At 66.3% G+C, this 23,007-nt stretch carries 24 protein-coding genes; 16 read left to right on the top strand and 8 right to left on the bottom strand.

Annotated elements, in window-relative coordinates:
- Positions 1–31 precede the first annotated feature (31 nt).
- The 7 genes from hisF to ACSQ3P_RS26835 all read left to right on the top strand — a co-directional run bounded on the left by hisF (position 32) and on the right by ACSQ3P_RS26835 (position 5,325).
- Positions 32–796 (top strand): imidazole glycerol phosphate synthase subunit HisF, encoded by a 765-nt coding sequence (gene hisF / locus ACSQ3P_RS26865; protein WP_310155466.1) that lies wholly within the window; start codon positions 32–34, stop codon positions 794–796.
- A 4-nt stretch (positions 797–800) separates the two neighbouring features.
- Positions 801–1,121, top strand: a complete 321-nt coding sequence (locus ACSQ3P_RS26860) for a phosphoribosyl-ATP diphosphatase (protein WP_069689130.1) — start codon at positions 801–803, stop codon at positions 1,119–1,121.
- 54 nt (positions 1,122–1,175) lie between these two features.
- On the top strand, positions 1,176–2,150 hold the full coding sequence (coaA, locus tag ACSQ3P_RS26855) for a type I pantothenate kinase (RefSeq protein WP_436168520.1): 975 nt from the start codon (positions 1,176–1,178) through the stop codon (positions 2,148–2,150).
- A 7-nt stretch (positions 2,151–2,157) separates the two neighbouring features.
- Positions 2,158–2,685, top strand: coding sequence for a DUF1697 domain-containing protein (locus ACSQ3P_RS26850; protein ID WP_436168519.1), 528 nt, complete (start codon positions 2,158–2,160; stop codon positions 2,683–2,685).
- Between the two features lie 143 nt (positions 2,686–2,828).
- The gene (locus ACSQ3P_RS26845) at positions 2,829–3,284 is read left to right on the top strand and encodes a YqaA family protein (protein WP_436168518.1); all 456 of its coding nucleotides are present in this window, start codon (positions 2,829–2,831) and stop codon (positions 3,282–3,284) included.
- 157 nt (positions 3,285–3,441) lie between these two features.
- A complete protein-coding gene (locus ACSQ3P_RS26840; RefSeq protein WP_092172631.1) occupies positions 3,442–3,792 on the top strand; it encodes a RidA family protein in 351 nt (116 codons plus the stop codon).
- 210 nt (positions 3,793–4,002) lie between these two features.
- A complete protein-coding gene (locus ACSQ3P_RS26835) occupies positions 4,003–5,325 on the top strand; it encodes a hypothetical protein (protein ID WP_436168517.1) in 1,323 nt (440 codons plus the stop codon).
- Between the two features lies 1 nt (position 5,326).
- On the opposite strand, the gene ACSQ3P_RS26830 is transcribed toward ACSQ3P_RS26835, so the two are convergent.
- Positions 5,327–6,478 (bottom strand): aminotransferase, encoded by a 1,152-nt coding sequence (locus tag ACSQ3P_RS26830; RefSeq protein WP_436168636.1) that lies wholly within the window; start codon positions 6,476–6,478, stop codon positions 5,327–5,329.
- 369 nt (positions 6,479–6,847) lie between these two features.
- Here ACSQ3P_RS26830 and ACSQ3P_RS26825 point away from each other — a divergent pair, with 369 nt between their 5' ends.
- The 3 genes from ACSQ3P_RS26825 to ACSQ3P_RS26815 all read left to right on the top strand — a co-directional run bounded on the left by ACSQ3P_RS26825 (position 6,848) and on the right by ACSQ3P_RS26815 (position 11,121).
- Positions 6,848–8,326, top strand: coding sequence for a cobyric acid synthase (locus tag ACSQ3P_RS26825; protein ID WP_436168516.1), 1,479 nt, complete (start codon positions 6,848–6,850; stop codon positions 8,324–8,326).
- Between the two features lie 176 nt (positions 8,327–8,502).
- Complete coding sequence (locus tag ACSQ3P_RS26820; RefSeq protein ID WP_436168515.1) at positions 8,503–9,099, top strand: TetR/AcrR family transcriptional regulator; 597 nt, start codon at positions 8,503–8,505, stop codon at positions 9,097–9,099.
- 60 nt (positions 9,100–9,159) lie between these two features.
- Positions 9,160–11,121, top strand: coding sequence for an SDR family NAD(P)-dependent oxidoreductase (locus ACSQ3P_RS26815; protein ID WP_436168514.1), 1,962 nt, complete (start codon positions 9,160–9,162; stop codon positions 11,119–11,121).
- Here ACSQ3P_RS26815 and ACSQ3P_RS26810 read toward each other — a convergent pair.
- Together ACSQ3P_RS26810 and ACSQ3P_RS26805 are read right to left on the bottom strand one after the other, a co-directional pair.
- On the bottom strand, positions 11,048–11,974 hold the full coding sequence (locus tag ACSQ3P_RS26810; RefSeq protein ID WP_436168513.1) for an NAD-dependent epimerase/dehydratase family protein: 927 nt from the start codon (positions 11,972–11,974) through the stop codon (positions 11,048–11,050). The genes ACSQ3P_RS26815 and ACSQ3P_RS26810 overlap by 74 nt on opposite strands.
- A complete protein-coding gene (locus ACSQ3P_RS26805) occupies positions 11,967–12,992 on the bottom strand; it encodes an MraY family glycosyltransferase (RefSeq protein ID WP_436168512.1) in 1,026 nt (341 codons plus the stop codon). Before ACSQ3P_RS26805 ends, ACSQ3P_RS26810 begins: the two co-directional genes overlap by 8 nt.
- A gap of 308 nt (positions 12,993–13,300) precedes the next feature.
- On the opposite strand from ACSQ3P_RS26805, the gene ACSQ3P_RS26800 reads away from it, so the two are divergent.
- A complete protein-coding gene (locus tag ACSQ3P_RS26800; RefSeq protein ID WP_436168511.1) occupies positions 13,301–13,762 on the top strand; it encodes an MmcB family DNA repair protein in 462 nt (153 codons plus the stop codon).
- Here the strand turns inward: ACSQ3P_RS26800 and ACSQ3P_RS26795 are convergent.
- Positions 13,759–14,733, bottom strand: coding sequence for a LysR family transcriptional regulator (locus ACSQ3P_RS26795; protein WP_436168510.1), 975 nt, complete (start codon positions 14,731–14,733; stop codon positions 13,759–13,761). The two genes, ACSQ3P_RS26800 and ACSQ3P_RS26795, sit on opposite strands and share 4 nt — an antisense overlap.
- A gap of 99 nt (positions 14,734–14,832) precedes the next feature.
- Here ACSQ3P_RS26795 and ACSQ3P_RS26790 point away from each other — a divergent pair, with 99 nt between their 5' ends.
- Complete coding sequence (locus ACSQ3P_RS26790) at positions 14,833–16,002, top strand: MFS transporter (protein ID WP_436168509.1); 1,170 nt, start codon at positions 14,833–14,835, stop codon at positions 16,000–16,002.
- A 17-nt stretch (positions 16,003–16,019) separates the two neighbouring features.
- Positions 16,020–17,054: an aldo/keto reductase gene (locus ACSQ3P_RS26785; protein WP_436168508.1), complete on the top strand. Its 1,035-nt coding sequence runs from the start codon at positions 16,020–16,022 to the stop codon at positions 17,052–17,054.
- Between the two features lie 24 nt (positions 17,055–17,078).
- Here the strand turns inward: ACSQ3P_RS26785 and ACSQ3P_RS26780 are convergent, their stop codons facing one another.
- Together ACSQ3P_RS26780 and ACSQ3P_RS26775 are read right to left on the bottom strand one after the other, a co-directional pair.
- Complete coding sequence (locus ACSQ3P_RS26780) at positions 17,079–17,645, bottom strand: ActR/PrrA/RegA family redox response regulator transcription factor (RefSeq protein ID WP_436168507.1); 567 nt, start codon at positions 17,643–17,645, stop codon at positions 17,079–17,081.
- Positions 17,646–17,726: 81 nt separating this feature from the next.
- Complete coding sequence (locus ACSQ3P_RS26775; RefSeq protein WP_436168506.1) at positions 17,727–19,079, bottom strand: ActS/PrrB/RegB family redox-sensitive histidine kinase; 1,353 nt, start codon at positions 19,077–19,079, stop codon at positions 17,727–17,729.
- A gap of 190 nt (positions 19,080–19,269) precedes the next feature.
- Between ACSQ3P_RS26775 and ACSQ3P_RS26770 the strand changes: the two genes are divergently transcribed.
- Positions 19,270–20,571 (top strand): polyhydroxyalkanoate depolymerase, encoded by a 1,302-nt coding sequence (locus ACSQ3P_RS26770; RefSeq protein WP_436168505.1) that lies wholly within the window; start codon positions 19,270–19,272, stop codon positions 20,569–20,571.
- A gap of 21 nt (positions 20,572–20,592) precedes the next feature.
- Here the strand turns inward: ACSQ3P_RS26770 and ACSQ3P_RS26765 are convergent, their stop codons facing one another.
- Together ACSQ3P_RS26765 and ACSQ3P_RS26760 are read right to left on the bottom strand one after the other, a co-directional pair.
- On the bottom strand, positions 20,593–20,991 hold the full coding sequence (locus ACSQ3P_RS26765) for a type II toxin-antitoxin system VapC family toxin (protein ID WP_436168504.1): 399 nt from the start codon (positions 20,989–20,991) through the stop codon (positions 20,593–20,595).
- Positions 20,991–21,230 (bottom strand): type II toxin-antitoxin system VapB family antitoxin, encoded by a 240-nt coding sequence (locus tag ACSQ3P_RS26760; protein WP_436168503.1) that lies wholly within the window; start codon positions 21,228–21,230, stop codon positions 20,991–20,993. Before ACSQ3P_RS26760 ends, ACSQ3P_RS26765 begins: the two co-directional genes overlap by 1 nt.
- A 247-nt stretch (positions 21,231–21,477) precedes the next feature.
- Here ACSQ3P_RS26760 and ACSQ3P_RS26755 point away from each other — a divergent pair, with 247 nt between their 5' ends.
- Together ACSQ3P_RS26755 and ACSQ3P_RS26750 are read left to right on the top strand one after the other, a co-directional pair.
- Positions 21,478–22,218, top strand: a complete 741-nt coding sequence (locus tag ACSQ3P_RS26755) for a M48 family metallopeptidase (RefSeq protein WP_436168502.1) — start codon at positions 21,478–21,480, stop codon at positions 22,216–22,218.
- Position 22,219: 1 nt separating this feature from the next.
- Positions 22,220–22,945, top strand: a complete 726-nt coding sequence (locus ACSQ3P_RS26750; protein ID WP_436168501.1) for a hypothetical protein — start codon at positions 22,220–22,222, stop codon at positions 22,943–22,945.
- The last annotated feature ends 62 nt before the right edge of the window (positions 22,946–23,007 follow it).

The following is a 23,007-nucleotide window of genomic DNA, read 5'->3' as shown; positions in this document are numbered from 1 at the left end:
TATCCGATTTCGCCTTGGCCCAGCAGCACTGATGACCCTGAAAACCCGCATCATCCCCTGCCTCGACGTCAAGGACGGCCGCGTCGTCAAGGGCGTGAAGTTTCTCGATCTCGTCGATGCCGGCGATCCGGTCGAAGCCGCCAAGGCCTATGACGCGGCGGGCGCCGACGAGCTCTGTTTTCTCGACATCACGGCCAGCCATGAGGATCGCGGCATCCTGTTCGATGTCGTGACGCGCACGGCCGAGGCCTGCTTCATGCCGCTGACGGTGGGCGGTGGCGTGCGCAAGGTCGAGGATATCCGGGCGCTGCTGCTGGCGGGGGCCGACAAGGTCTCGATCAACACGGCGGCCGTGACCAATCGCAGTTTCGTCAAGGAGGCGGCGGAAAAGTTCGGCGGCCAATGCGTCGTCGTCGCCATCGACGCCAAGCAGGTTTCGCCCGGCCGCTGGGAGATCTTCACCCATGGCGGGCGCAACGCCACGGGGCTCGAGGCTGTCGCCTTCGCCCGCGAGGTCGTCTCATTGGGCGCCGGCGAACTGCTCGTCACTTCGATGGACCGCGACGGCACCAAATCGGGCTATGACCTCGGCCTGACCGAGCGCATCGCCGATGCCGTCTCGGTTCCCGTGATCGCCTCGGGTGGCGTCGGCGATCTCGACGATCTCGTGGCAGGCGTGCGGGATGGCCATGCCAGCGCGGTGCTCGCGGCCTCGATCTTCCATTTCGGCACCTACACGATCCAGCAGGCCAAGGACCACATGGCGGCGGCGGGTCTGGCGATGCGGCTGGATTGAGCTGATGAGCGCTTTCACCCTCGCGGACCTCGAACGCATCATCGCCGAGCGGGCGAAAGCCTCGCCCGAGGAATCCTGGACGGCGAAGCTCATCGCCGCCGGTCCTGAGCGCGCTGCAAAAAAGCTCGGAGAGGAGGCGGTGGAGGCCGTCATCGCCGCCGTGAAGGGCGATCGCGACGAGCTGATCGCCGAAAGCGCCGATCTGCTCTATCATCTGTTAGTCGTGCTTTTGTCGCGCGATGTTGCATTGCGGGACGTGTTGAGCCAGCTTGAGGCTCGCACGGTGCGCTCCGGTCTGGCGGAGAAGGCCGCGCGGTCCCGTTGAGAAGCCGAGGCTAGTCCTGCGTTGAACCTCGAAGCCTGGAATGCGGGTCGCCTCATGGACCAGCGTCTGATCCCCGCCCCGGCCGATCCCGAGCTGGGCTCGCCCTATCGCAGCTTCACGCGCGATGAATGGGCGCACTTGCGCGCCGACACGCCGCTGACGCTGTCGGTTGACGACCTGACCAAGCTGCAATCGATCAACGACCCGATCTCGCTGGACGAGATCGTGGCGATCTATCTGCCATTGTCGCGCCTGCTCTCGCTTTATGTCGCGGCCACGCAAGGCCTGTTCAAGGCGACGCAGCGCTTCCTGATGGCCGAGGCCGAGGTCAAGGTTCCCTATATCATCGGCGTCGCCGGCTCGGTCGCGGTCGGCAAGTCGACCACGGCGCGCGTGTTGAAGGCGCTGCTCTCGCGCTGGCCCAACACGCCCAAGGTCGAGCTCGTCACCACTGACGGCTTCCTTTTGCCCAATGCCGAATTGGAGCGGCGCGGGCTGATGCAGCGCAAGGGGTTTCCCGAAAGCTATGACGGCTCGGCGATCCTGCGCTTCCTCTCCGACGTCAAGGCCGGCAAGCCCTCGGTTTCCGCCCCGGTCTATTCGCACCTGGTCTATGACGTGATGCCGGGCGAGGAGGTCACGGTCGAGCGGCCCGATATCCTGATCCTGGAAGGCCTGAACGTTCTGCAGCCGAGCCGCATGCCCAAGGACGGCAAAGTCATCCCCTTCGTCTCGGATTATTTCGACTTCTCGGTCTATCTCGACGCCGATGAGGACGATCTGCACCGCTGGTACGTCAACCGCTTCATGACCCTGCGCCAGACCGCCTTCCGCGATCCGCGCTCCTTCTTCCGCAAATATGCCGAGATCGACGAGGACGAGGCGCTTTCGATTGCGGAGAAGCTCTGGAGCGGCATCAACCTGCCGAATCTGCAGGAGAACATCCTGCCGACCCGCCAGCGCGCCAGCCTGATCCTGACCAAGGGCGCGAGCCACCGCATCCAGCAAGTGGCGCTGCGGCGGCTGTAGCGCCGCCATGACGACCTATGTCGCCCTCCTGCACTCGATTGTGCTCGGCCCCGGCAAGCGGCTGGTGATGGCGGATCTGAAGGCTATGGTGGCGGCGCTCGGCTTTGGCGATACGCGCAGCTGGGTCGCCACCGGCAATCTGATCTTCGAGGGCGACGATGCGCCCCTCCCAGCGATTGAGAGCCGATTGGAAGCGGCTTTCCGCACGCGTTTTGGCAAGCATGTCGATATCATCCTGCGCACGGCGCAGGCCTGGCGGCGGCTTGCCGCCCAAAATCCCTTCCCGGAAGGGAACGGCGCCGATATCGGCATCCGCGTCATGCGAAGCCCACTCGGCCCGGACGCCTTGTCCATGCTCGGCAGGATCGCCACGCCCGGTATTGGGCTCGCCCTTGCGGACGGCGATTTATGGATCGATTTCGGCGGCAAACCGAGCGAGACCAAGCTGCTCTCGCATCTGACGACCAAAAAACTCGGCATCGGCACGTTGCGCAACGCCAACACCGTCAATGCGCTTGCCGCGATGCTGGACTGATGCCCCGGCCAGCGAGAGCGTTTTCGAGCGAAGTGGGTACCGGTTCGCGTGAAGAAAACGCGTTAAGACAAAGATCGAGAGCAATTGAACGATCCAACTCGATCGGAAATTGCTCTCGTTTTGCGCGATAGGAATCTGTAGCGGTGCTGGAGCAGCTCGATCTTTCCGCTCTCGGTCTGATGGCGGGCGCGGCCTTCGTGGCCGCGACGCTGCTGCCGGCGCAGTCGGAGATTGTCTTCGTCGGGCTGCTGGCGGCCAAATCCGTCGATCCGCTGGCCCTGTTCCTGGTCGCGAGTCTCGCCAACACGGCTGGCTCTGTCGTCAACTGGTGGCTCGGCCGCGTGATCGCCCATGGCGGCGTCGAGCGCCTGCCGGCAAGGCTGCGGCCTGATCCGGAAAAGTTTGCCAAAGCGCAGCGCGGGTTCGCGCGCTTCGGCTGGCCGTCCCTGCTCTTCGCCTGGCTGCCTGTCCTGGGTGATCCACTGACATTCGTGGCGGGTACGCTGAACTATCCGCTCGGGCGTTTCATCGGGCTCGTGCTCCTCGGCAAGGCCGCGCGTTACGGCGCGCTCTGGGCCGGCTGGACGACGCTGGCCTGACGGCATCGTCCGAATGCGAAAAACGGGATCGATTCCAGGAGTTGAGAGCATCGCTCACGCGAAAAACCGGTTCCCAGTTTTTCGCATCCTGCTCTAGCGTTTGCGAAAGCCTCCGGCTCGGGCTACCAGCAAGCGCCCTTTTTCAGGAGACAAGAGCATGAGCATTCAGCGCATCGGCGTCGGCCCCCGCATGTCCAAGGCCGTCGTTCACGGCGACACCGTCTATCTCGCCGGTCAGGTTGCCGACAAGGCGGCCGGCAAGAGCGTCGCCGAACAGACCTCCGAGATCCTCGGTATCATCGATTCGCTGCTGGCCGAGGCCGGGACCGATAAGACGAAGCTGCTGATGGTCAACATCTGGCTTGCCGACATGGCGACCTTCGCCGAGATGAACGGCGTCTGGGACAAGTGGATCGTTGCGGGCGCGACACCGGGCCGCGCCACGGTCGAGGCCAAGCTCGCCGCGCCGCAGTTCACGGTCGAGATCGCGGTCATCGCGGCGAAGTAAGGCGTTAGAGCATTGCGCGAAAAAGTGGTTACCGGTTTTTCGCAAGAGCAATGCTCTCAACTCCTGGAATCGATCACGTTTTTCGCATTCGGACGTCTCCGTCCGAATGCGACGTGATCGAGCGCCAAGCCGGGACGGGAGGCAGCCATTAGTCAGTCCGAGGAGCTTGCGCCGCTCCTGGCGCGCGTCGCCGGGCGATACGGCCTGCCGATGGTGGTGCTGCCGGCCATGGTCGCCGATTGGCTCCGTCGTCCCGGCTCTGCGCCTCCCGGGGAGGCGCTGCTGGAGCGCAGGGCGGTGGATTTCCTCGCTTTGGCGGGCCGGCTTGGCACGCCGCTCGGCGACAAGGAAACCCGTCGCCTGCGCAGCGAGGCGGCGTCTGCGCTCGCAGACGGACGCTTCGCCGACGCAGATAAAGCGCTTGCTCAAGCTGAACTCCATTCGATTGGAGGCGCGAGCGATCTCTCGACGCTGCCGGTCGAGCAGCGGCTCCGGATCGGCGAGAATCGCGCCGACCGAGCCGGAATCAGCTTCCTGCGAACGACGCCGGACGCCTATCGCGAGGCCGCTGGCCGCTATGGCGAGGCTTCCGCCCTGATCGGCCTTGCCGATATCGACCGCAGCCGCGCTGTCGCGCTCGCCCAGGCGAAGGCGCTGGCGCGGCTCAGCGAGGATTTCGGTGGGCGCGACGGCTATGATGCCGCCGTGACCGTGCTGCACCGTTTGCTTGAAGGGCTCGACAGCCTGGAGGATACGGTTGCTTTTGCCGGCGCTCAGGACGCGCTGGCCGCCACACTTGAAGCTCTCGCCGAGATTGCCGGCATGGAAGATCTCCGCGTCGAGGCGCTCGCGCGCTGCCGGGCGGGGGTGGAGCACCTCCACCGCGACGAAGCGCCGCTTCTCTGGCACGCGCTGACGGTCCGCTTCGGGCGGCTCGCCGTCACGCTCGGCGAAGCGCGCGAGGACGATGCGCTGCTGGAGGAGGCGGTCACGGCGCTCGCCGCCGTCCTCGCCGTCTGGGATCGCAATCGCGACGAAGCGCGCTGGCTCGAGGCCGAGCACATGATCTCGCGCGCCCGCGCTGCGCTCGGCGGACGCCGTAACGACCTCGCTCTGCTCGAGCGTGCCTTCAACGGTTTCAACCGGGTCGCCAAGGCGGTTGACCGCGCCCGGGAGCCTTTGCGCTGGGCCGAACTGCAGGACCAGATGGGCGGCGTGCTTGTCGCCATGGGCGAGCGCTACCGCGAGCCGGTCGTATTCGAGGAGGCGATCGCGGTCTTCGCCGCAGCTCTTGAGGAGCGTCGGCGCGAGAGCGTGCCGCTGCTCTGGGCGACGAGTTCAGCCAATCAGGCGCTGCCGATGATGCGGCTCGCAGAACGACGCAAGGACGCGGCTCTCGCCAGGCAGGCCTTGACGCAGATCGCCGTCGCCATCGAGGCCATGCGCTCGGCCGGCTTTGCCGCCAATGCCAAGCATCTCGAGGCGCGCCTGATCAAGGCCGGCGCGCTGGTCGAGGCGCTGAACAAGGCTTAGATCAGGCCGCTTTTCGCCAATCGGCCAGCCGCTCCAGCGCAGCGTCCAGGGTCGAATCATGCTTGGCGAAGCAGAAGCGCACCACGGTCTTGACCGCTCCTTCCGCATAGAAGGCGCTGACCGGAATCGCCGCGACACCGTTTTCCATGACCAGGCGCTGGCAGAAGGCGACATCGTCGCTCTCCCCCAGCGCGCCGATGTCGACATTCAGGAAATAGGTGCCGACGCTGGGCAGGACGTTGAAGCCAAGCCCCGTCAGGCCGGCGGCGAAACGGTCGCGCGAGCGCTGGAAATCGGCGCGCATGCCTTCGAAATAGGAATCATCCTTGCCGAGTCCGTAGGCGACGGCGGCCTGCAGGTTCGGCGGCGTGGTGAAGGTGATGTATTGATGCGCCTTGGCCAGCACCCGCATCAGGTTCGGCGCCGCCATCACCATCCCGACCTTCCAGCCGGTCAGCGAGAAGATCTTGCCGGCCGAGGAGATCTTCACCGTGCGCTCGCGCATGCCTGGCCGCGACAGCATCGGCTTGTGCCTGTGGCCGTCGAAGACGACATGCTCCCAGACCTCGTCGCAGATCGCGACCGCATCGAACCGGACGCAGAAAGCGGCGAGCAGATCGAGATCGGCCTCGCTGAAGATCGTCGCGGTCGGGTTCAGCGGGTTGTTGAACAGCACGACGCGAGTCTTCGGTGAGAACGCCTTGGCGAGCGCCTCTTCGCTCAGCCCGAAGGCCGGCGGCGTCAGCGTCACGAATTTCGGAATGCCGCCGGCGCGGCGCACCAGTGGCACATAGGCGTCGTACATCGGCTCGAACAGCACGACTTCGTCGCCCGGCGTGATCAGAGCCATCAGCGCGCCGGCGATCGCCTCGGTTGCGCCCGAGGTCACCATCACCTCGGCGTCAGGGTCGAGATCGAGCCCCTGCCAGCGCTTGAAATGGGTTGCGACGGATTGGCGCAGCTCGGGCAGGCCCATCATCGGCGGATACTGGTTCCAGCCATTGATGACGGCATCGGCCGCCTTGCGCCGGACGTCCTCCGGGCCGGGGTCATCGGGAAAGCCCTGGCCGAGATTGACGGCGCCGGTCTCGCGCGCGAGCCGCGACATCACCTCGAAAACGCTGGTCTGCAGGGCGGAGAAGATCGGGTTCATCGTCATCGGGCCGGCTCGAGCGAAGCTATTCTGGGCGAAAGCAGGCAGGGCCTCTACCATGCCATGGGCCGCAGCGCATCCCGGATGGTCGATCGAGGATTCGTCGGATTTGGCCTAGCGGAATATGGAATGATGAATGTTGACATTCGTCAGCGATCAATGCTTATCTGTTCAAGCCGGTTCACGACGGGCGCCCGCGGCGGCTTCGCCCCTTTGACGTTGCGGGATATTGGCGTGAACCGGTGACCCCCCTTTCGCACCGCGTCTTCAGAGCCTGCTCCGACTACGGCTCGCAGCTTTCGGCGGTGGTGCGGATATGATGCCGAAAACCGGCTCCCCCTTTGCGCGGGCATGCTCTAATCACAGCGCATGAGCTTAGCGCGCACCCCCGCAATCATGATCCTGGGCACCGGCTCCAATGTCGGGAAATCCCTGATCGTCGCGGGGCTTTGCCGCCTCTTCACCGATCGCGGGCTGAAGGTCGCGCCATTCAAGCCGCAGAACATGTCCAACAATGCGGCGGCGACGCCGGGCGGCGAGATCGGCCGCGCCCAGGCCCTGCAGGCCCGCGCCGCCCGCATCGCGCCCCATGTCGACATGAACCCGGTGCTGCTCAAGCCCGAAAGCGAGACCGGCAGCCAGATCGTGCTGCAGGGGCGTGTCGCCGGCCATCTGGCCTCTGGCGATTATGCCAGGCGCGGCGACTTCCTGCCCCAGGTGCTGGAGAGCTTCGAGCGATTATGCGCCAGGGCCGACCTGGTCATCGTCGAAGGCGCGGGCTCGCCGGCCGAGACCAATCTGCGCGCACGCGACATCGCCAATCTCGGCTTCGCCCGCGCTGCCAACGTGCCTGCGATCCTGATCGGCGACATCGATCGCGGCGGCGTCATCGCCAGCCTCATCGGCACGCATGCGGTGCTGGAGGAGGCCGATGGCGCCATGATCCGGGCCTTCGCCATCAACCGCTTCCGTGGTGACGCCAGCCTGTTTCGCGCCGGCGTCGAGACGATCCAGGCCGCGACCGGCTGGCCCTGCCTGGGCGTCGTGCCCTGGTTCGCGGAAGCCGCGAGGCTGCCGGCGGAGGACGGGCTCGACCTGCGCTCGGGCGCGCGCAAGCCCGGCGTCGGCCTGAAGATCGCGGTTCCGGTGATGCCGGGCATCGCCAATTTCGACGATCTCGATCCGCTGAAGTCCGAGCCCGGCGTCGATCTCGCTTTGATCCGGCGCGGCGAGGCACTGCCCGGCGATGCCGATCTTGTCATCCTGCCCGGCTCCAAGACGACGCTGCGCGATCTCGCCGTTCTGCGCAGCGAGGGCTGGGATATCGACATCCTGGCGCATCGGCGGCGTGGCGGGCATGTGCTGGGCCTGTGCGGCGGCTATCAGATGCTGGGCCGTGTCGTGCGCGATCCGCTGGGCCTGGAGGGGCCGGCCGGGGAGGCTGCGGGGCTGGGCCTGCTCGATGTCGAGACGGTGCTTGATCGCGAAAAGACCGTGCGCGAGGTTGATATCGCTCATGCGGCGAGTGGGGCCGCTGGTCGCGCCTATGAGATCCATCTCGGCAGCACCCAGGGCGCCGATACCATAAGGGCGCCGTTTTACGTCGGTCCCCGCGCGGAGGGCGCGGCAAGTCAGGATGGCCGCGTCGTCGGCACCTATCTGCATGGCGTCTTCTCGGCCGATCCCGTCCGTACGGCCTGGCTTGCGGCGATTGGCGGCGTTGCCTCTGAATTCTCCTACGAGGCCGATGTCGAGGCCACGCTCGATCGGCTGGCGGCCCATCTCGCGGCCCATCTCGATGTCGAGGCGCTTTTGGCGCTGGCGCGGCAGAGGGCCGGATTCGCCTGAGCCGGATGCAATCGCCCGCTGTCCGGCTTGGGCGCGATCGGCAGCAAGAATGTGCAATCGGCACCTTGCACAAATCGGCTAAAGTCTTTATCTGTCATGAAGTTGACGAATGATGAAATTCGTCATACCAACAAATTCCGAAGACTGCCTGCCAATCAGCACATCGGACAACCGCGTTGAGCCATCCTGAACGCGATACGAGGCAAACCATCGTCGACACGGCCGAGCGCTTCTTTCGCGACATCGGCTACCAGAAGACGACGGTCGCCGACATCGCCAAATCGCTGCGCATGAGCCCGGCCAACGTCTATCGCTTTTTCGATTCGAAGAAGTCGATCAACGAGGCGGTGCTGGCGCGCTACAAGGGCGAGCATGAGGCGGCGCTGGCTGAAATCGCGGCCCAGGACCGGCCGGTGACTGACCGCCTGCGCGACATGCTGCAGACCTCCTACCGCATCAACCAGGCCCGCTATGCCGACCAGCAGCGCATGCATGAGATGGTCTGTGCGGCGATGGAGGAGAGCTGGGACGCGATCCTGGGCCATATCGCCCGGTTCGATGCCTTGATGTGCAAGGTCGTCGCGGAGGGCGTCGAGAGCGGAGCGTTCCGGAAGGTCGATCCCGGTGAGGCCACCCGCTGCATCCGCACGGCGATGATCCGCTTTCATCACCCGCTGCTGATGTCGCAATGCTCGCGCATGCCGGGGCCCAGCATCGACGAGATGATCGACTTCATCATGGCCGCGCTGGAGCCGCCGGTCGGCGCCGCTTGAGCTGCTCCGGCCTTCGCTTGCGTTGACAAGCCCTCCGGGGAGCGGGATACCCCGCCTGCCATGGCCTCTTTCTCCAAACAGAATCTCAAGAAGCTCGCCGTCATCGTCCATGATCTCGTGGTCACGGCGCTGGCGATCTGGCTCGTCTTCGTCATCCGTTTCGAGAACTGGCAGCTCGCCGAGCATCTCAGGCACCTGCCGCGCGGCCTGCCGTTCTTCGTCGCCTATGCCGGGCTGGTCTACTGGTTCTTCTCGCTCTACCGCTCGAAATGGCGCTTCGCCTCGCTGCCGGACCTGTCGAACATCGTCAAGGCGGTCTCGATCCTGAGCCTGACCCTGCTCGTGGTCGACTATGTCCTGGTCGCGCCGAACCTCTATGGCACGTTCTTCTTCGGCAAGATCACGATCGCGCTCTACTGGCTGGTGCAGAACGCGCTGCTCGGCGGCCCCAGGCTCGCCTATCGCTATTTCAAATACTCCCGCTCCAAGCACTTGGCGCAGCGCGGCCAGACCCTGCCGGCGCTGCTGCTTGGGCGCGGCGTCGAGGTCGAGATGGTGATCCGCGCCATGGAGGCCGGCACCATGCGCAATCTGCGGCCGGCCGGTATCCTGTCGCCGCGCGCGGATGATCTCGGCCAGTCGATCCGCGGCGTTCCGGTGCTGGGCCTGCTGGCGGAGATCGAGACGGTGGCACTGGACGCCGCCGAGCGCGGCGAGCCCTTCCGCCGCATTGTCGCAACCGCGAGCGCGCTGGTTCCCGAAGCCGAGCCCGATAAATGGCTGGCGCGCACGCGCAAGCTCGCCTTGCCGATTTCGCGCGTCGACAGCCTGGGCGAGGGCATGCGCGACACCGAGCTCGCACCGCTCGAGATCGAGGATCTGCTGGTTCGCCCCACGGTCACGATCGATCGCGAGCGGCTGGGCTCCTTCCTGAAGGGCAAGCGCGTGCTGGTCACCGGCGGCGGCGGCTCGATCGGTTCCGAGATCTGCTTGCGTTGCGCCGCCTTCGGTGCCGCCGAACTGCTGATCGTCGAGAGCTCGGAGCCTGCGCTCTTCCAGATCACCGAGGAGCTCATCGCCCAGGGTCACCAGACCGTGGTCAACGGCGCGCTGGCCGATGTACGCGACCGCGCCCGCATCACGCCGCTCTTCACCTCCTTCGCGCCCGACATCGTCATCCACGCGGCGGCGCTGAAGCATGTGCCCTATCTGGAAGCCGACTGGACGGAAGGCATCAAGACCAACATCTTCGGCTCGGTGAATGTGACGGACGCCGCCATCGCGGCCGGCGCCAAGATCTTCGTGCTGATCTCGACCGACAAGGCGATCGAACCCGTCTCGATGCTGGGCGCGACCAAGCGTTTCGCCGAGATGTATGTCCAGTCGCGCGATGCCGAGTTCGTCGCGGCCGCTGCCGGCATGCGGCTGGTCGCCGTGCGCTTCGGCAATGTGCTGGGCTCGGTCGGCTCGGTCGTGCCGAAATTCAAGGCGCAGATCGAGCGCGGCGGGCCGGTGACGGTGACCGATCCGGAGATGATCCGCTATTTCATGACGATCCGCGAGGCTTGCGATCTCGTCCTGACCGCCGCCTCGCATGCGCGCGGCGACGAGCCCGAGGCCGAGCGCGCCGCGGTCTACATCCTCAAGATGGGCCAGCCCGTCAAAATCATGGACCTGGCCGAGCGCATGATCCGGCTGGCCGGCTATGAGCCCGGCATCGATATCGAGATCGCGGTTACCGGCGTCAGGCCGGGCGAGCGCCTCAACGAAATCCTGTTCGCACGCGACGAGCCCAAGGCCGAGACCGGTCTCGACGGCGTCATGGCGGCCAAGCCGATCTTCGCCGGGCGTTCGCGCATGCAGGGCTGGCTGGCGCGGCTCGAAGTCGGCATCAAGAACGACGAGCGCGCCGCCGCCGAGGCCATCCTCGACGAGGCGATTCCCGACTTCAGGCTGCGGGCGAAGCCGCAAGCCGGGCCAGAGCTGCCGGTGTCGCGACCCGTGGCCGCCAACCGGCCCTGAGCAGAGCGTCCGGCGCGGCAACGAGTCCGCCGCTCAGCTTGGCGAAGGCGTCCTGCTTGCCGGCAAGACGGGCGGCAAGGCCGAGCCACCGTGCGGGCACGGGAATCAGTCCGGGTTTGCGTTCCAGGCCCGCCCGCATCGCCGTGATGATCTCCGCGACGCTGATCGGCTCGGGATCCGAGACGATATAGCTCCTGCGGGACGGGCAGGCCGGCGTCAGTGCGAACAGGATCGCTTCGGTCAGGTTCTCCACCGCCAGCAGCGAGCGCGGCGCGTTGAGCCCGCCCAGCGGCAGGGGCAAGGGCAGGCGGGCGAGCCTGAGCAGCGCCGCCATATTGGCCTTCACGCCCGGCCCGTAGATCAAGACCGGGCGCAGGCTGACCCAGTCGAGATCGAGCGCGGCCAGCCCCTGCTCGGCGGCGAGCTTGGAGCGGCCATAGGCGTCGTCGGGTTCCGGGCTGTCGTCGTCGCGCAGGGCTACGCCGTCGAAAGCCCCGCTCAGCGCCTTGATCGAGGAGAGATAGATGAAGCGCGCGATGCCTGCTCGCCTGGCGGCTTCAGCGAGATCCAGCGTCGCCTGCGTGTTGATCTGCCGATAGAGCGCCTCTTCGAGGCCGGGGCCGGCATGGGCGAGCCCGGCCATGTGGACGACATGGTCGACGCCTTCCAGCGCGGCGCGCCAGTCGATGGGCGCGCTCATTTCGCCCGTTACGACGGTCTCGATGCCGGGCGGGGCCGTGGTGGCCCGGCGCTGTGTCAGCCGCAGGCGATAGCCCGCATCGCGCAGCGCCGCGACGACATGTGGCCCGACGAAGCCGCTCGCGCCGGTCACGAGGATGCGCGCCTCAGCCATGGGCGGCCTTCGGGCGTGAAAAGGCGCGAAGGAGAGCCGCGGTCAGCAGCAGCGCCACCGCAAGGCAGGCGAGTTGCCCCCAGAGGCCGGGGATACGCAGGCTGAGCGCAGCCAATGCGATCAGGATCAGGTTCAGGACGGCGATGCGCGTGACGATCCCGAGCACGCTGAAGCCGTTCGTGGTCGCCTGCTGGTAGAGATGCGAGCGATGCGCCTCCCAGATTTTTTCGCCACGCGCCAATCGGCGCAGCAGCGTCAGGGTGGCGTCGCAGAGATGGTAGAGCGGCAGGATCAGCGCCGCCGCGAAAGCGCCGGTTCCGGCGAGCCGGTAGAGCAGATAGGCCGTGAGCAGGCCGATCGGCAGCGAGCCGACATCGCCAAGGAAGAGCCGGGCGCGGGGCTTGTTGAAGGGCGCGAAGCCGATCAGCCCGCCGCAGAGCGCCGCCGCCAGCCAGCCGCTGCCCAGATCGAGCGCGCCCGCCTGTCCAGCCAGCGCCAGGGCGCCGGTCAGGGGCACGATGCCGGCGATGGTGATCCAGTCGATCCCGTCCATGAAGTTGACGAGATTGACGAACCAGACGCCGGCCAGCAGCGCCAGCGCTCGCTCTAGCGCGAGCGGCATCAGAGCGGGAAACAGCCGCAGGCCCGGTGCAGCATAGACGACGACGAGCCCGACGCAGGCTGCTTGCAGCGCGAGCCGCAGGCTTGCCGGCAACGGCCGGATATCGTCCCAGGCGCCGACGACGGCGAGCAGGATCGCAGCAGCGCCGACCAGCAGGAGCTCGTTTTGCCCCCCGGCCGGGAGTGGGCCGAACAGAAGGCCGGGCCCGAGCGCCAGGAAAGCTCCGGCCAGGACCGCGATCCCGCCGCCTTGCGGCGTCGGGATGCTGTGGCTGGAGCGTGCATTGGGGCGCGCCAGCGCATAGCGCGTGAGCAGCGGTCGCAAGGCGACGCAAAGCACGGCCGACATGGCGGCCGCAGCAATCAGGATCAGGAGGGGGGCGAGAAAGCTGTCCAAGGCGGCGGCACCATAAGCAAGTCGAGGCAAATGCCTAGAGGGGATGATCTCGCTTGGAACCATCACCCGTCATTCCGGACAAGCCGCGTCAGCGGCGCCGATCTGGAATCCATCGTAGAGCCAGATCCGTCAAAGGATTGGCCCTCCGATCGATTCCGGGTCTCCACGGAGTTTATCCTTGGGCCGATCAAAGATCGGACCCGGGGGCTGCGCCCGGAATGACGGCGCGTTTCCGGGGCTTGTCGCGAGACCGTTGCTGAAAGAAAATTCGACTTGCCGTACCGGGCACAAACAGGGAACATGTCGTCATGCCCCTGACCGACGCCCGCCTGAACCCGCCACCGACGCGGCCCGACATCACCCGCGCCGTCTGCCGTGGCGCGGGCCGGCATCTGCGCGAGCGCGGCTACGCCATCGTCAAGGAGATGACCTTCGCCAATGGCCGGCGCGGCGACATCGTCGCGCTCTCGCCGTCGGGTGAATTGCTCGTGGTCGAGGTCAAATCCGGGATCGAGGATTACCGCGTCGACGGCAAATGGCCCGATTATCGCGACTATTGCGACGGCTTCCTCTTCGCGGTCGCGCCGGAATTCCCGCGCGAGATCCTGCCTGAGGATGTCGGGCTGATCGTCGCCGACGCCTATGGCGGCGAGATGCTGCGCGACGCGCCCCGCCACCCGCTCAGCGGCTCCAGGCGCAAGGCGCTGACCATCGCCTTCGCCAAGCTGGCGGCTGGACGATTGGCGCTGCTGGAGGATCCAGGCCTCTAGACGAGGCTCGATTCGGCGGCTTTTGCCACGCGGGGTGGGCGTTTGGCTTCTGCGGCCTCTGGCGGCGTCGTCAGGTCCACTGTTTCGACCAGGAAATCGATGAAGGCGCGCACGCGGGCCGGCAAGCGGCCGCCATGGCCGACATAGACCGCGTTGATCTCTTCGACATCGCCGGGATTGAAATCCTCCAGCACCGGCACGAGGCGGCCGGCCGCGACGTCTTGGCCGATATGGAAGAGCGAGAGCCGCGCCAGCCCCTGCCCGCTCAAGGCGAGCTGCCGCGCGCTTTCGCCGTCGCCGACCGAGACGCGGCCATGGGCCGGGACGGAGAGGCGCTTGCCGTCGAGACGGAACGGCCATTCGTCGCAATGGCGGGCGAAATTGAAGGTGATCAGGTCGTGCTGTGGGAGATCGGCGATGCTCCGGGGCGCCGGGTGGCGGGTGAGGTAATCGGGCGAGGCGACGATCGCCATCGCGGCGGCGCCGAGCTTGCGCGCCACGAGCTGCGAGGGGCGCATCGGACCGACCCGGATCGCGACATCGGCGCGCTCGTCCATCAGGTCGATGACCTGGTCGGTGATGGTGATGTCGAGCTGCACGCCGGGATGGGCGGCCATGAAGCGCGGCGCGAGCGGCAGCAGGTAATGTCGGCCGAAGGGCACGTTCGAATTCACCCGCAAGCGTCCGCGCGGAATCTGGCAGGCGGCGACAGAGCGCTCGGCCTCGTCGAGATCGGCCAGCACGCGCAACGCCCCGGCGTGAAAGGTCGCGCCCTCGTCGGTGAGCTGGAGCTTGCGGGTCGAGCGGATGATCAAGCGCACGCCGAGCCGCGCCTCGAGCCGCGCCATCAGCTTGCTCACCGCCGAGGGCGTCATCCGCAGGGAGCGCGCCGCCGGCGAGAAGCCGCCGAGTTCAACGACCCGCGCGAACACCTCCATTTCGCCGGAGCGGTTGATGTCTGGCCGCGGCATGATGACTTCACCTCACAAATCAATGTCCTGACAGCAATCTAATTCATAAGCATGCGAACGGCCATATCCCTGCCTCCTCACCAATCGTGGAAGGCCGTCATGCCCGTCGCACTCTATGCCCTCACTGTTGGCGCCTTCGGTATCGGCGTCACCGAATTCGTTATCATGGGCCTGCTGCTGCAGGTCTCGGGTGATCTCGGCATTTCGATCCCGACAGCTGGTCTGCTGATGACCGGCTATGCGCTCGGTGTCTTCGTCGGCGCGCCGATCCTGACGATTGCGACCCGCGGCCTGCCGCGCAAGACGACCCTGCTCGTCCTGATGGCGATCTTCACCCTTGGCAATCTCGCCTGCGCGCTTAGCCCCAGCTTCGGCTGGCTGATGGCCGCGCGCATCGTCACGGCGCTGGCGCATGGCACCTTCTTCGGCGTCGGCTCGGTCGTCGCGACCGGGCTTGTCGCGCCGGAGCGCAAGGCATCGGCCATCGCCGTGATGTTCACCGGCTTGACGCTGGCGACCTTGCTCGGCGTGCCCTTCGGCTCCTGGCTCGGCCTGGCCTATGGCTGGCGCGCGACCTTCTGGGCGGTGACCGCGATCGGCGTCCTGGCTTTCGTCATCCTGGCGCTGTTCGTGCCCAAGGCTCGCGAGACCGTGCCGCTGGCGCCGCTCTCGGAGGAGTTTGCGGTGCTGTCCCGGCCGCAGGTCCAGCTCGGCCTGCTGATCACCGTGCTCGGCTTCGGCGGGGTCTTTGCGGTCTTCACCTATATCCAGCCGCTGCTGGTCGAACTCGCCGGCTATAGCCAGGAGGCGGTCTCGCCGATCCTGCTGGTCTTCGGGGCCGGCCTCGTCGTCGGCAATCTGCTCGGCGGCCGCTGGGCCGATCGCAGCCTCTCGCCGGCCCTGATCGGCACGCTGCTGCTGCTGACGCTGGTGATGGTCGCAGCCGGCTTCGCCCTCCACAGCAAGATCGGCGCTGTCGTCGCGGCCTTCGCGCTGGGAGCGGCCGCCTTCGCCACGGTCGCGCCGCTGCAGATGCGGGTGCTGCAGCAGGCCGGCGGCGCGGGCCAGGGGCTGGCGTCGAGCCTCAATATCGCCGCCTTCAACCTCGGCAATGCCTTCGGCGCCTGGCTCGGCGGCTTCGTCATCAGCCATGGCCCGGGGCTGCCCGGCATCGCGCCGATCGCCGCGCTGGTGCCGCTGGCGGCGCTTGGCCTCGCCGCCTGGAGCCTCGCCATCGAACGGCGCAGCGCCCGCGTCGCGACCATCTGACTCACAGGAGAAACCTCATGGATTATCGACAGCTCGGCGCATCCGGCCTGAAAGTCCCCGCCCTCAGCTTCGGCTGCGGTACCTTTGGCGGCGAGGGGCCGCTCTTCAGCGCCTGGGGCGACACCGACGTCGCGCAGGCCAGGCGCCTCGTCGACATCTGCCTGGAGGCGGGCGTCACGCTCTTCGACACGGCCGATGTCTATTCCAGCGGCGCGTCGGAGACGATCCTGGGCGAGGCGCTGGAGGGCCGGCGCAATCAGGCGCTGATCTCGACCAAGCTCGGCCTGCCATTGGGCGACGGCCCCTCGCAGGCAGGCACCTCGCGTCTGCGCCTGATCGCGGGCGTCGAGGCGGCGCTGAAGCGCCTGCGCACCGACCGTATCGACCTGCTGCAACTCCATGCTTTCGACGCCGCCACGCCGGTCGAGGAGGTCTTGAGCGCGCTCGATGCGCTCGTGAGGGACGGCAAGCTGCTCTATGTCGGCGCTTCCAATTTCTCCGGCTGGCAATTGATGAAGTCGCTCGCCGCCGCCGACCGCCATGGCTGGCCGCGTTATGTCGCCCATCAGGTCTATTATTCGCTGGTCGGGCGCGACTATGAATGGGAACTGATGCCGCTCGGGCTCGACCAGAAGGTCGGCGCGATGGTCTGGAGTCCGCTCGGCTGGGGCCGCCTGACCGGCAAGCTCCGCCGTGGCCAACCGCTTCCCGCCAGCAGCCGCCTGCATGAAAGCGCCGATTTCGGCCCGCCGGTCGATGATGAGCGGCTCTACGCCATCGTCGATGTGCTGGATGCGCTCGCAGAGGAGACCGGCAAGACCGTGCCGCAGATCGCGCTGAACTGGCTGCTACGCCGCCCGAGCGTCTCCAGCGTCATCATCGGCGCGCGCAACGAGGAGCAGCTGCGCCAGAATCTCGGCGCCGTCGGCTGGAATCTGACGCGCGAGCAGGTCGCGCGGCTCGATGCGGCGAGCGCGGTGACGCCGGCCTACCCGCATTATCCCTATTGGCGCGAAGGCGGATTCAAGCGGATCAACCCGCCGCCGGTCTAAAATGCCCTGTAGCGCGCGTCCGCTCTATCGCGGCGCGCGCTTCGCCAGGATGCGCTGCAAGGTGCGCCGGTGCATGCCGAGACGGCGCGCCGTCTCCGAGACATTGCGGCTGCACAATTCATAGACGCGCTGAATATGCTCCCAACGCACCCGGTCGGCCGACATCGGGTTTTCCGGTGGCATCGGGCGGGCATTGCGTGAGGCGGCCAAGGCCGAATGGATCTCGTCGGCGTCGGCGGGCTTGGCGAGGAAGTCGAAGGCGCCGAGCTTCACGGCGCTGACGGCGGTCGCGATATTGCCATAGCCGGTCAGCACGATGCCGCGCGCGTCGGGCCTGCGTTCTTTCAACCGCGCGATCACATCGAGTCCGTTGCCGTCGGCGAGGCGCAGATCGATCACGGCGAAGGCCGGGGCGGCTTCTTCGACGGCGGCAAGCCCGGCCGAGACGCTTTCAGCGGTCCGCACCAGATAGCCGCGTCCCTCCATGGCGCGCGCCAGCCGGGTCAGGAACGGCTTGTCGTCATCGACCAGCAGCAGGGACATGTCCGCCACGGTTTCGGTCGGGGCGGCTTCGCTCAGCACATCTTGCATCGGAACTCTCCTTCCGCCGGGCCTGTCCCGACGGAATTGTAGCGCGGTTGCCGCCGCTGCGCATCCGGCAGGGGGAGCGGGTCAGCCAGCCTTATGTAGGGCCGAAGCGTCCGGGTTTGTAGCCCCTTGCGGACGCAGGCCGGCCTCGAATACAGCTCTGAGCCAGCTGATCCTGATCGAGGCGCCGCTTGCAGGTGCGGGCAGATTCGAGAACTCGATGGCCGCCCCGCCGCGCTCGAGCAGCGTCTTGGCGATGAAGAGGCCCAGGCCCAGCCCGCCGCCGGCGCGATTCTCGCCCGCCCCACGGGTGAGGTAGGGTTCGCCTGCGCGCATCAGCACGTCAGGTGGAAAGCCCGGCCCGTCATCGGCGATGATCAGCGTGACCTGGTTGTCGTCCCAGCGCGCCGTAATGGTCACGGCCGCCTGGGCAAAATCGACCGCGTTGTCGACGATGTTGCCCAGGCCATAGATCATGCCGGGGTTGCGGCGGCAGATGGGTTCGGGCTTCTCGCCCTGCATCGTGATCTCGAAGGGCATGCCGAAGGGGCGTTGCGGCCCGGCCGCTTCCTCGATCAGCAGGCGAAGCGAGAGCTCGTCCAGAGGACCGCCATCGTCGTCCTGCAGCGAGGTGAGCTTGCCGAGGATGCCGCGGCAGCGCTCGACCTGTTCGCGCAGCAGCGCGATGTCCTCGGCCATTTCGCCTTCCGCCGGCGCCAGGCGCGAGAGCTCGCGTGCCACCAGCGCGATCGTGGCGAGCGGCGTGCCGAGCTCATGGGCGGCGGCGGCGGCGAGCCCGTCGAGCTGCGAGAGATGCTGTTCGCGCGCCAGCACGAGCTCGGTGGCGGTGAGCGCATCGGAGAGGTCGCGCGCCTCCTTGGCGACCCGCCAGGCATAGATGCCGGTAAACCCCAAGCCCAGCACGAGCGCGATCCAGTTTCCGGCCTGGTAATAGGGCGGCAGCACCGGGCGGCCCTCGCCGGCCCAGGGCAGCGGCAGATGCGCGAAGCTGAGCCCTGTCGCGAGCGCTACGCCAAGCATGCCGAGCAGCAAGGTGCGCTGCGGCGGCAGCGCTGTCGCCGAGATCATCACCGGCGCGAGGAAAAGGATCGAGAACGGGTTCTGCAGCCCGCCGGTGAGGTAGAGCAGCGCGGCAAGCTGGATGATGTCGAAGGCCAGCAACGCGGTCGCAGCGCCCGCCGTCAGGCGGTGGCTGAGCGGAAAGCGGATGCGCAGCGCGATATTGAGCCAGGCCGAGACGGCGATGACGGCGAAGCACCAGCCGAAGGGCAAGACGAAGCCGAGCCCGAAATGCACGCCCGCCACGGCCAGGCTCTGGCCCGAGATCGCGAGCCAGCGCAGCCTGACCAGCGTGTCGAGACGCAAATGCCGGCTCGACCGGGCGAGCGCCGACTCCAGGAAATCGGGGGGCGTCACGGCTGTGTTCCGGACGCGGGCCAGTGCGGCATCGTCAGCAATATCCTGTGGCAGATCGGCATCGCAGCGAAATCTTAGTCTTTAGCCGGGTTGTATGAGAACAAATACCACCTACGGTGCGTTCCCTGTTGCGGCGCATCATGAATCGTCGCCGCGACCGAAAGACCGATTTCGCATGTACGGGGCCGCCATGTCGTTTGCCTACCATGCCTTCGAAGCTGTGCACATGATGGTGAGCCCCGCGCGCGGACTCTCCGACGCGATGCAGCTCGCTTTCAAGAACCCGGCCAATCCGCTGAGCTACACGCCGTTTGGGCGCACCATCGCCGCGTCCTGCGAATTGTTCGAGCGCAGCACGCGTCGCTATGGCAAGCCTGCCTTTGGCCTGGCCGAGACCACGATCAACGGCGTCAAGGTCGCGGTCGAGGAGCGCATCGTCTGGGAACGGCCCTTCTGCAGGCTGATTCATTTCGACCGCAAGATCGAGGGCCGCCGCAAGCCGCAGCCCAAGGTGCTGCTGGTCGCGCCGATGTCGGGCCACTACGCCACGCTGCTGCGCGGCACGGTCGAGGCCTTCCTGCCCGGCCATGAGGTCTACATCACCGATTGGGTCGATGCTCGCCATGTGCCGCTCTCGGCCGGCCGCTTCGATCTCGACGACTATATCGACTACGTCATCGCCATGCTGCAGATGCTCGGCTCCGACACGCATGTCATGGCCGTCTGCCAGCCTTCCGTGCCGGTGCTCGCCGCGATCGCCCGCATGGAAGCGGAGAACGACCCTTGCGCCCCGCGCTCGATGACGCTGATGGGCGGGCCGATCGACACGCGCCGCTCGCCGACCGAGGTCAACAAGCTCGCGATGGATCGCGGCATCGACTGGTTCCGCAACAACTGCATCACCACCGTACCCTTTCCGAACCAGGGTTTCTTCCGCGCCGTCTATCCCGGCTTCCTGCAGCTCTCGGGCTTCATGGCGATGAATCTCGATCGGCATGTCACCGCCCATTACGACATGTTCAAACATCTGATTCGGGGCGACGGCGACTCCGCCGAGAAGCATCGCGATTTCTACGATGAGTACATGGCGGTGATGGACCTGACCGCCGAGTTCTATCTCCAGACAGTCGAGACCGTCTTCGTCGAGCATGCCTTGCCCAAGGGCACGATGATGCATCGCGACAAGCCGGTCGATTGCACGGCCATCCGCCGCGTCGCGCTGATGACGGTCGAGGGTGAGAAGGACGACATCTCCGGCGTCGGCCAGACCCAGGCCGCCCATGATCTCTGCGCCAATATCCCCGCCGACAAGCGCGTCCACTACCTTCAGATGGGCGTCGGCCATTATGGCGTCTTCAACGGCTCGCGCTTCCGTTCCGAGATCGCCCCGCGCATCTCGGACTTCATGGTCAGCCTCGACATGGATGCGGCCAAGATTCGGCGCGATGCGAGCGCGGTCGAGGCTCGCAAGGCGCTGAAGATCGCGAGCTGATCTTTTGGCGGAAACGGTCTTTCAGGCTACCTGAATGTCGGTCTGAGAAAAGTCGTTGCCCTTGAACAGCAGGGGAACGCGGTAGGCTTGGGCGCAGGCATAGGACATACAGTCGGCGAGATTGAGCTGGGCCGGATGGCCGCGGCCCTTGCCGAACGCCGCGAAGGCAGCCACGGCCTTTTTGGCGATGCTGCCATTGATCGGAACGATTGAAATTCGGGCCTCGTCCAAAACCAGCTGGATGCGGATCTCCGCCTCGATCGGATCGACTTTGAGCAAGCTCGACAGCCGCATCGCCGCTTCAAGAATGACAAGCCCCGAGGTGTAGCGATGGGGCGCGGCCGAGAGCTTTAGGGCGAAGCCATCCGCCTCCGGCTCGTCGGCCAGGATCGCGACGATGACCGACGTATCGACGAACATCAATGGCCCCACATCGCGTCGATTTCGTCCTTCGTCATGGCGCGGCCGCCCGGCTCGCCCTTGGCCGCGAGTTCGGCCGCGATCCGTTTCAGCCGAGCGGCCAGCGGCTCTTTCTCAGTCTCGCGGCGCAATTCTCCCTCGAGCGCTTGAATCACGGCCTCGGTCATCGTCACTTTGCGCTTGCGAGCGAGCTGCTGGGCGAGCTCGCGAGCGCGATCGTCGCGGATTTGCAGGGTCATGCGGGTGTCTTCCGAAACCTGTATGGACATTCATATCAATACGCCATGTCGCTGTCATCAATACAAATGGGGCTGGGCGCATGTCGCGACGTCCGTAGCATCCGCTTCGCGCCGCACAGGCGAGGAGCCGAAAGCCCTCCATCTCTCACCAAAAAGCCGGCCGGCGTGACCATGTTCACCGACCGTTCGCCCTTAGAGTGTTTTCGCCTCTTCCGCAAAGCTTGCGAATCCGGCACCATTCCGCGCGATGCGGCTCTCCCTGTTCAAGCGGCAGCCCGATCCCGACAAGATCGAGGTTCCCCATGCCGGCACGACCTATCCGGTCGTGGTCAAGCGGCGGGCGAGTGCGCGCCGCATGACCTTGCGCGTCTCGCAGGCGACGGGCGAGATCACGCTGACCTTGCCTGAACGCGCCGATTTCGCCACGGGCCGGCTGTTCGCCGAGAAGCATGGCGGCTGGATCGCGGCGCGTCTCGCCAAGCGGCCGCTATCGGTTCCGTTCGAGCCCGGCCAGAGCATCCCCTATCGCGGGGTGCCGCACCGCATCGTGCATTGGTCGAAGGTGCGCGGCGTCACCCATGCGACGACCGACAAGGATGGCACGGCGATCATCGCGGTGGCGGGGGAGGCGGTGCATGTGCCTCGCCGCGTCAAGGATTTCCTGCGCCGCGCCGCGCTTGACGATCTCGAGCGCGCCGTCAGGACGCACACGGCGACGCTCGGCATCCCGGCGCGCAAGATCACCATCCGCGACACCACCAGCCGCTGGGGCTCGTGCTCGTCCAAGGGCCATCTGAACTTCTCCTGGCGCCTGATCCTGGCGCCGCCGCTGGTGCTCGACTATCTCGCTGCCCATGAGGTCGCCCATCTCAAGGAGATGAACCATTCGCACCGCTTCTGGGCCCTGACCCACAAGCTCTGCCCGCGCACGGAAGAGGCGGAAGTCTGGCTCAAGCGCCATGGCGCGGGGCTGCACGGCTTCGGCTGATATGGGCACTGGGAAGCCTTCGAACACGACGTTCGTCATTCTGCTGACACGCTACGTCGCCGTGCTTGCCGGCGCATTCCTCGTTTTCTTCGGTAGCCTTGCAGCCTGCTCGAGCGCGTTCGAACGCAACAGCTTCCGATATCGCCTGACCGTCGAAATCGAGACACCGGAGGGGCCAAAGCTGGGTTCCGGTGTCGTCGAGATCGCCGAAAAACGGAGCTGGCTGGGCACAGCGCGAACCTTCGCCAAAGGTGAGGCGGTTGTCGTGGACCTTGGTGCGCAAGGTCTTCTAGCTGTGCTCCTGAGTGGGCGGGAGGGGCCTGCTTGGGGTTTTACCGATGCGACACGGATCGCTTTTCAGAATTTTGCGGACGATCCATCATCGGCTCGCGGTTTTGAAGATGTTCGACGGGAGATCAAGCGCTACGCGTTCGGTCGCTTCGAAAAGGAACTTGGGCTCGCGCAGTTGCCTGCAATGGTCCGGATTCGTGATGCGAGCGATCCGTCGACGATCACGCGGGTAGACCCGCTGAATTTCGAAGCGGCTTTCAATTCCATGGCATCGTTCAAACGAGCAACCCTCGAAACCACGCGTGATGCCGTCACCTCCAACCCGGTGTGGAAGAACTGGCTGGTCGGAGAGGAGCCGGATAGCGGACGCGTGCTGAAGCGCGACGACAAGGGAATGGCACTGGTCCTTGTCCGGCGTTCGGATTTCGTGCGCTGACGCCGAACCTCGACTCCATGGCGAGCCAAGCCTAGACAACAGCACCCTGATGAGCGAGCGCT

The sequence above is a fragment of the Allobosea sp. LjRoot9 genome (assembly GCF_964252745.1).
In the GTDB taxonomy this organism is placed as follows: Bacteria; Pseudomonadota; Alphaproteobacteria; order Rhizobiales; family Beijerinckiaceae; genus Allobosea.
This window is presented reverse-complemented; position numbering and strand designations above follow the sequence as displayed.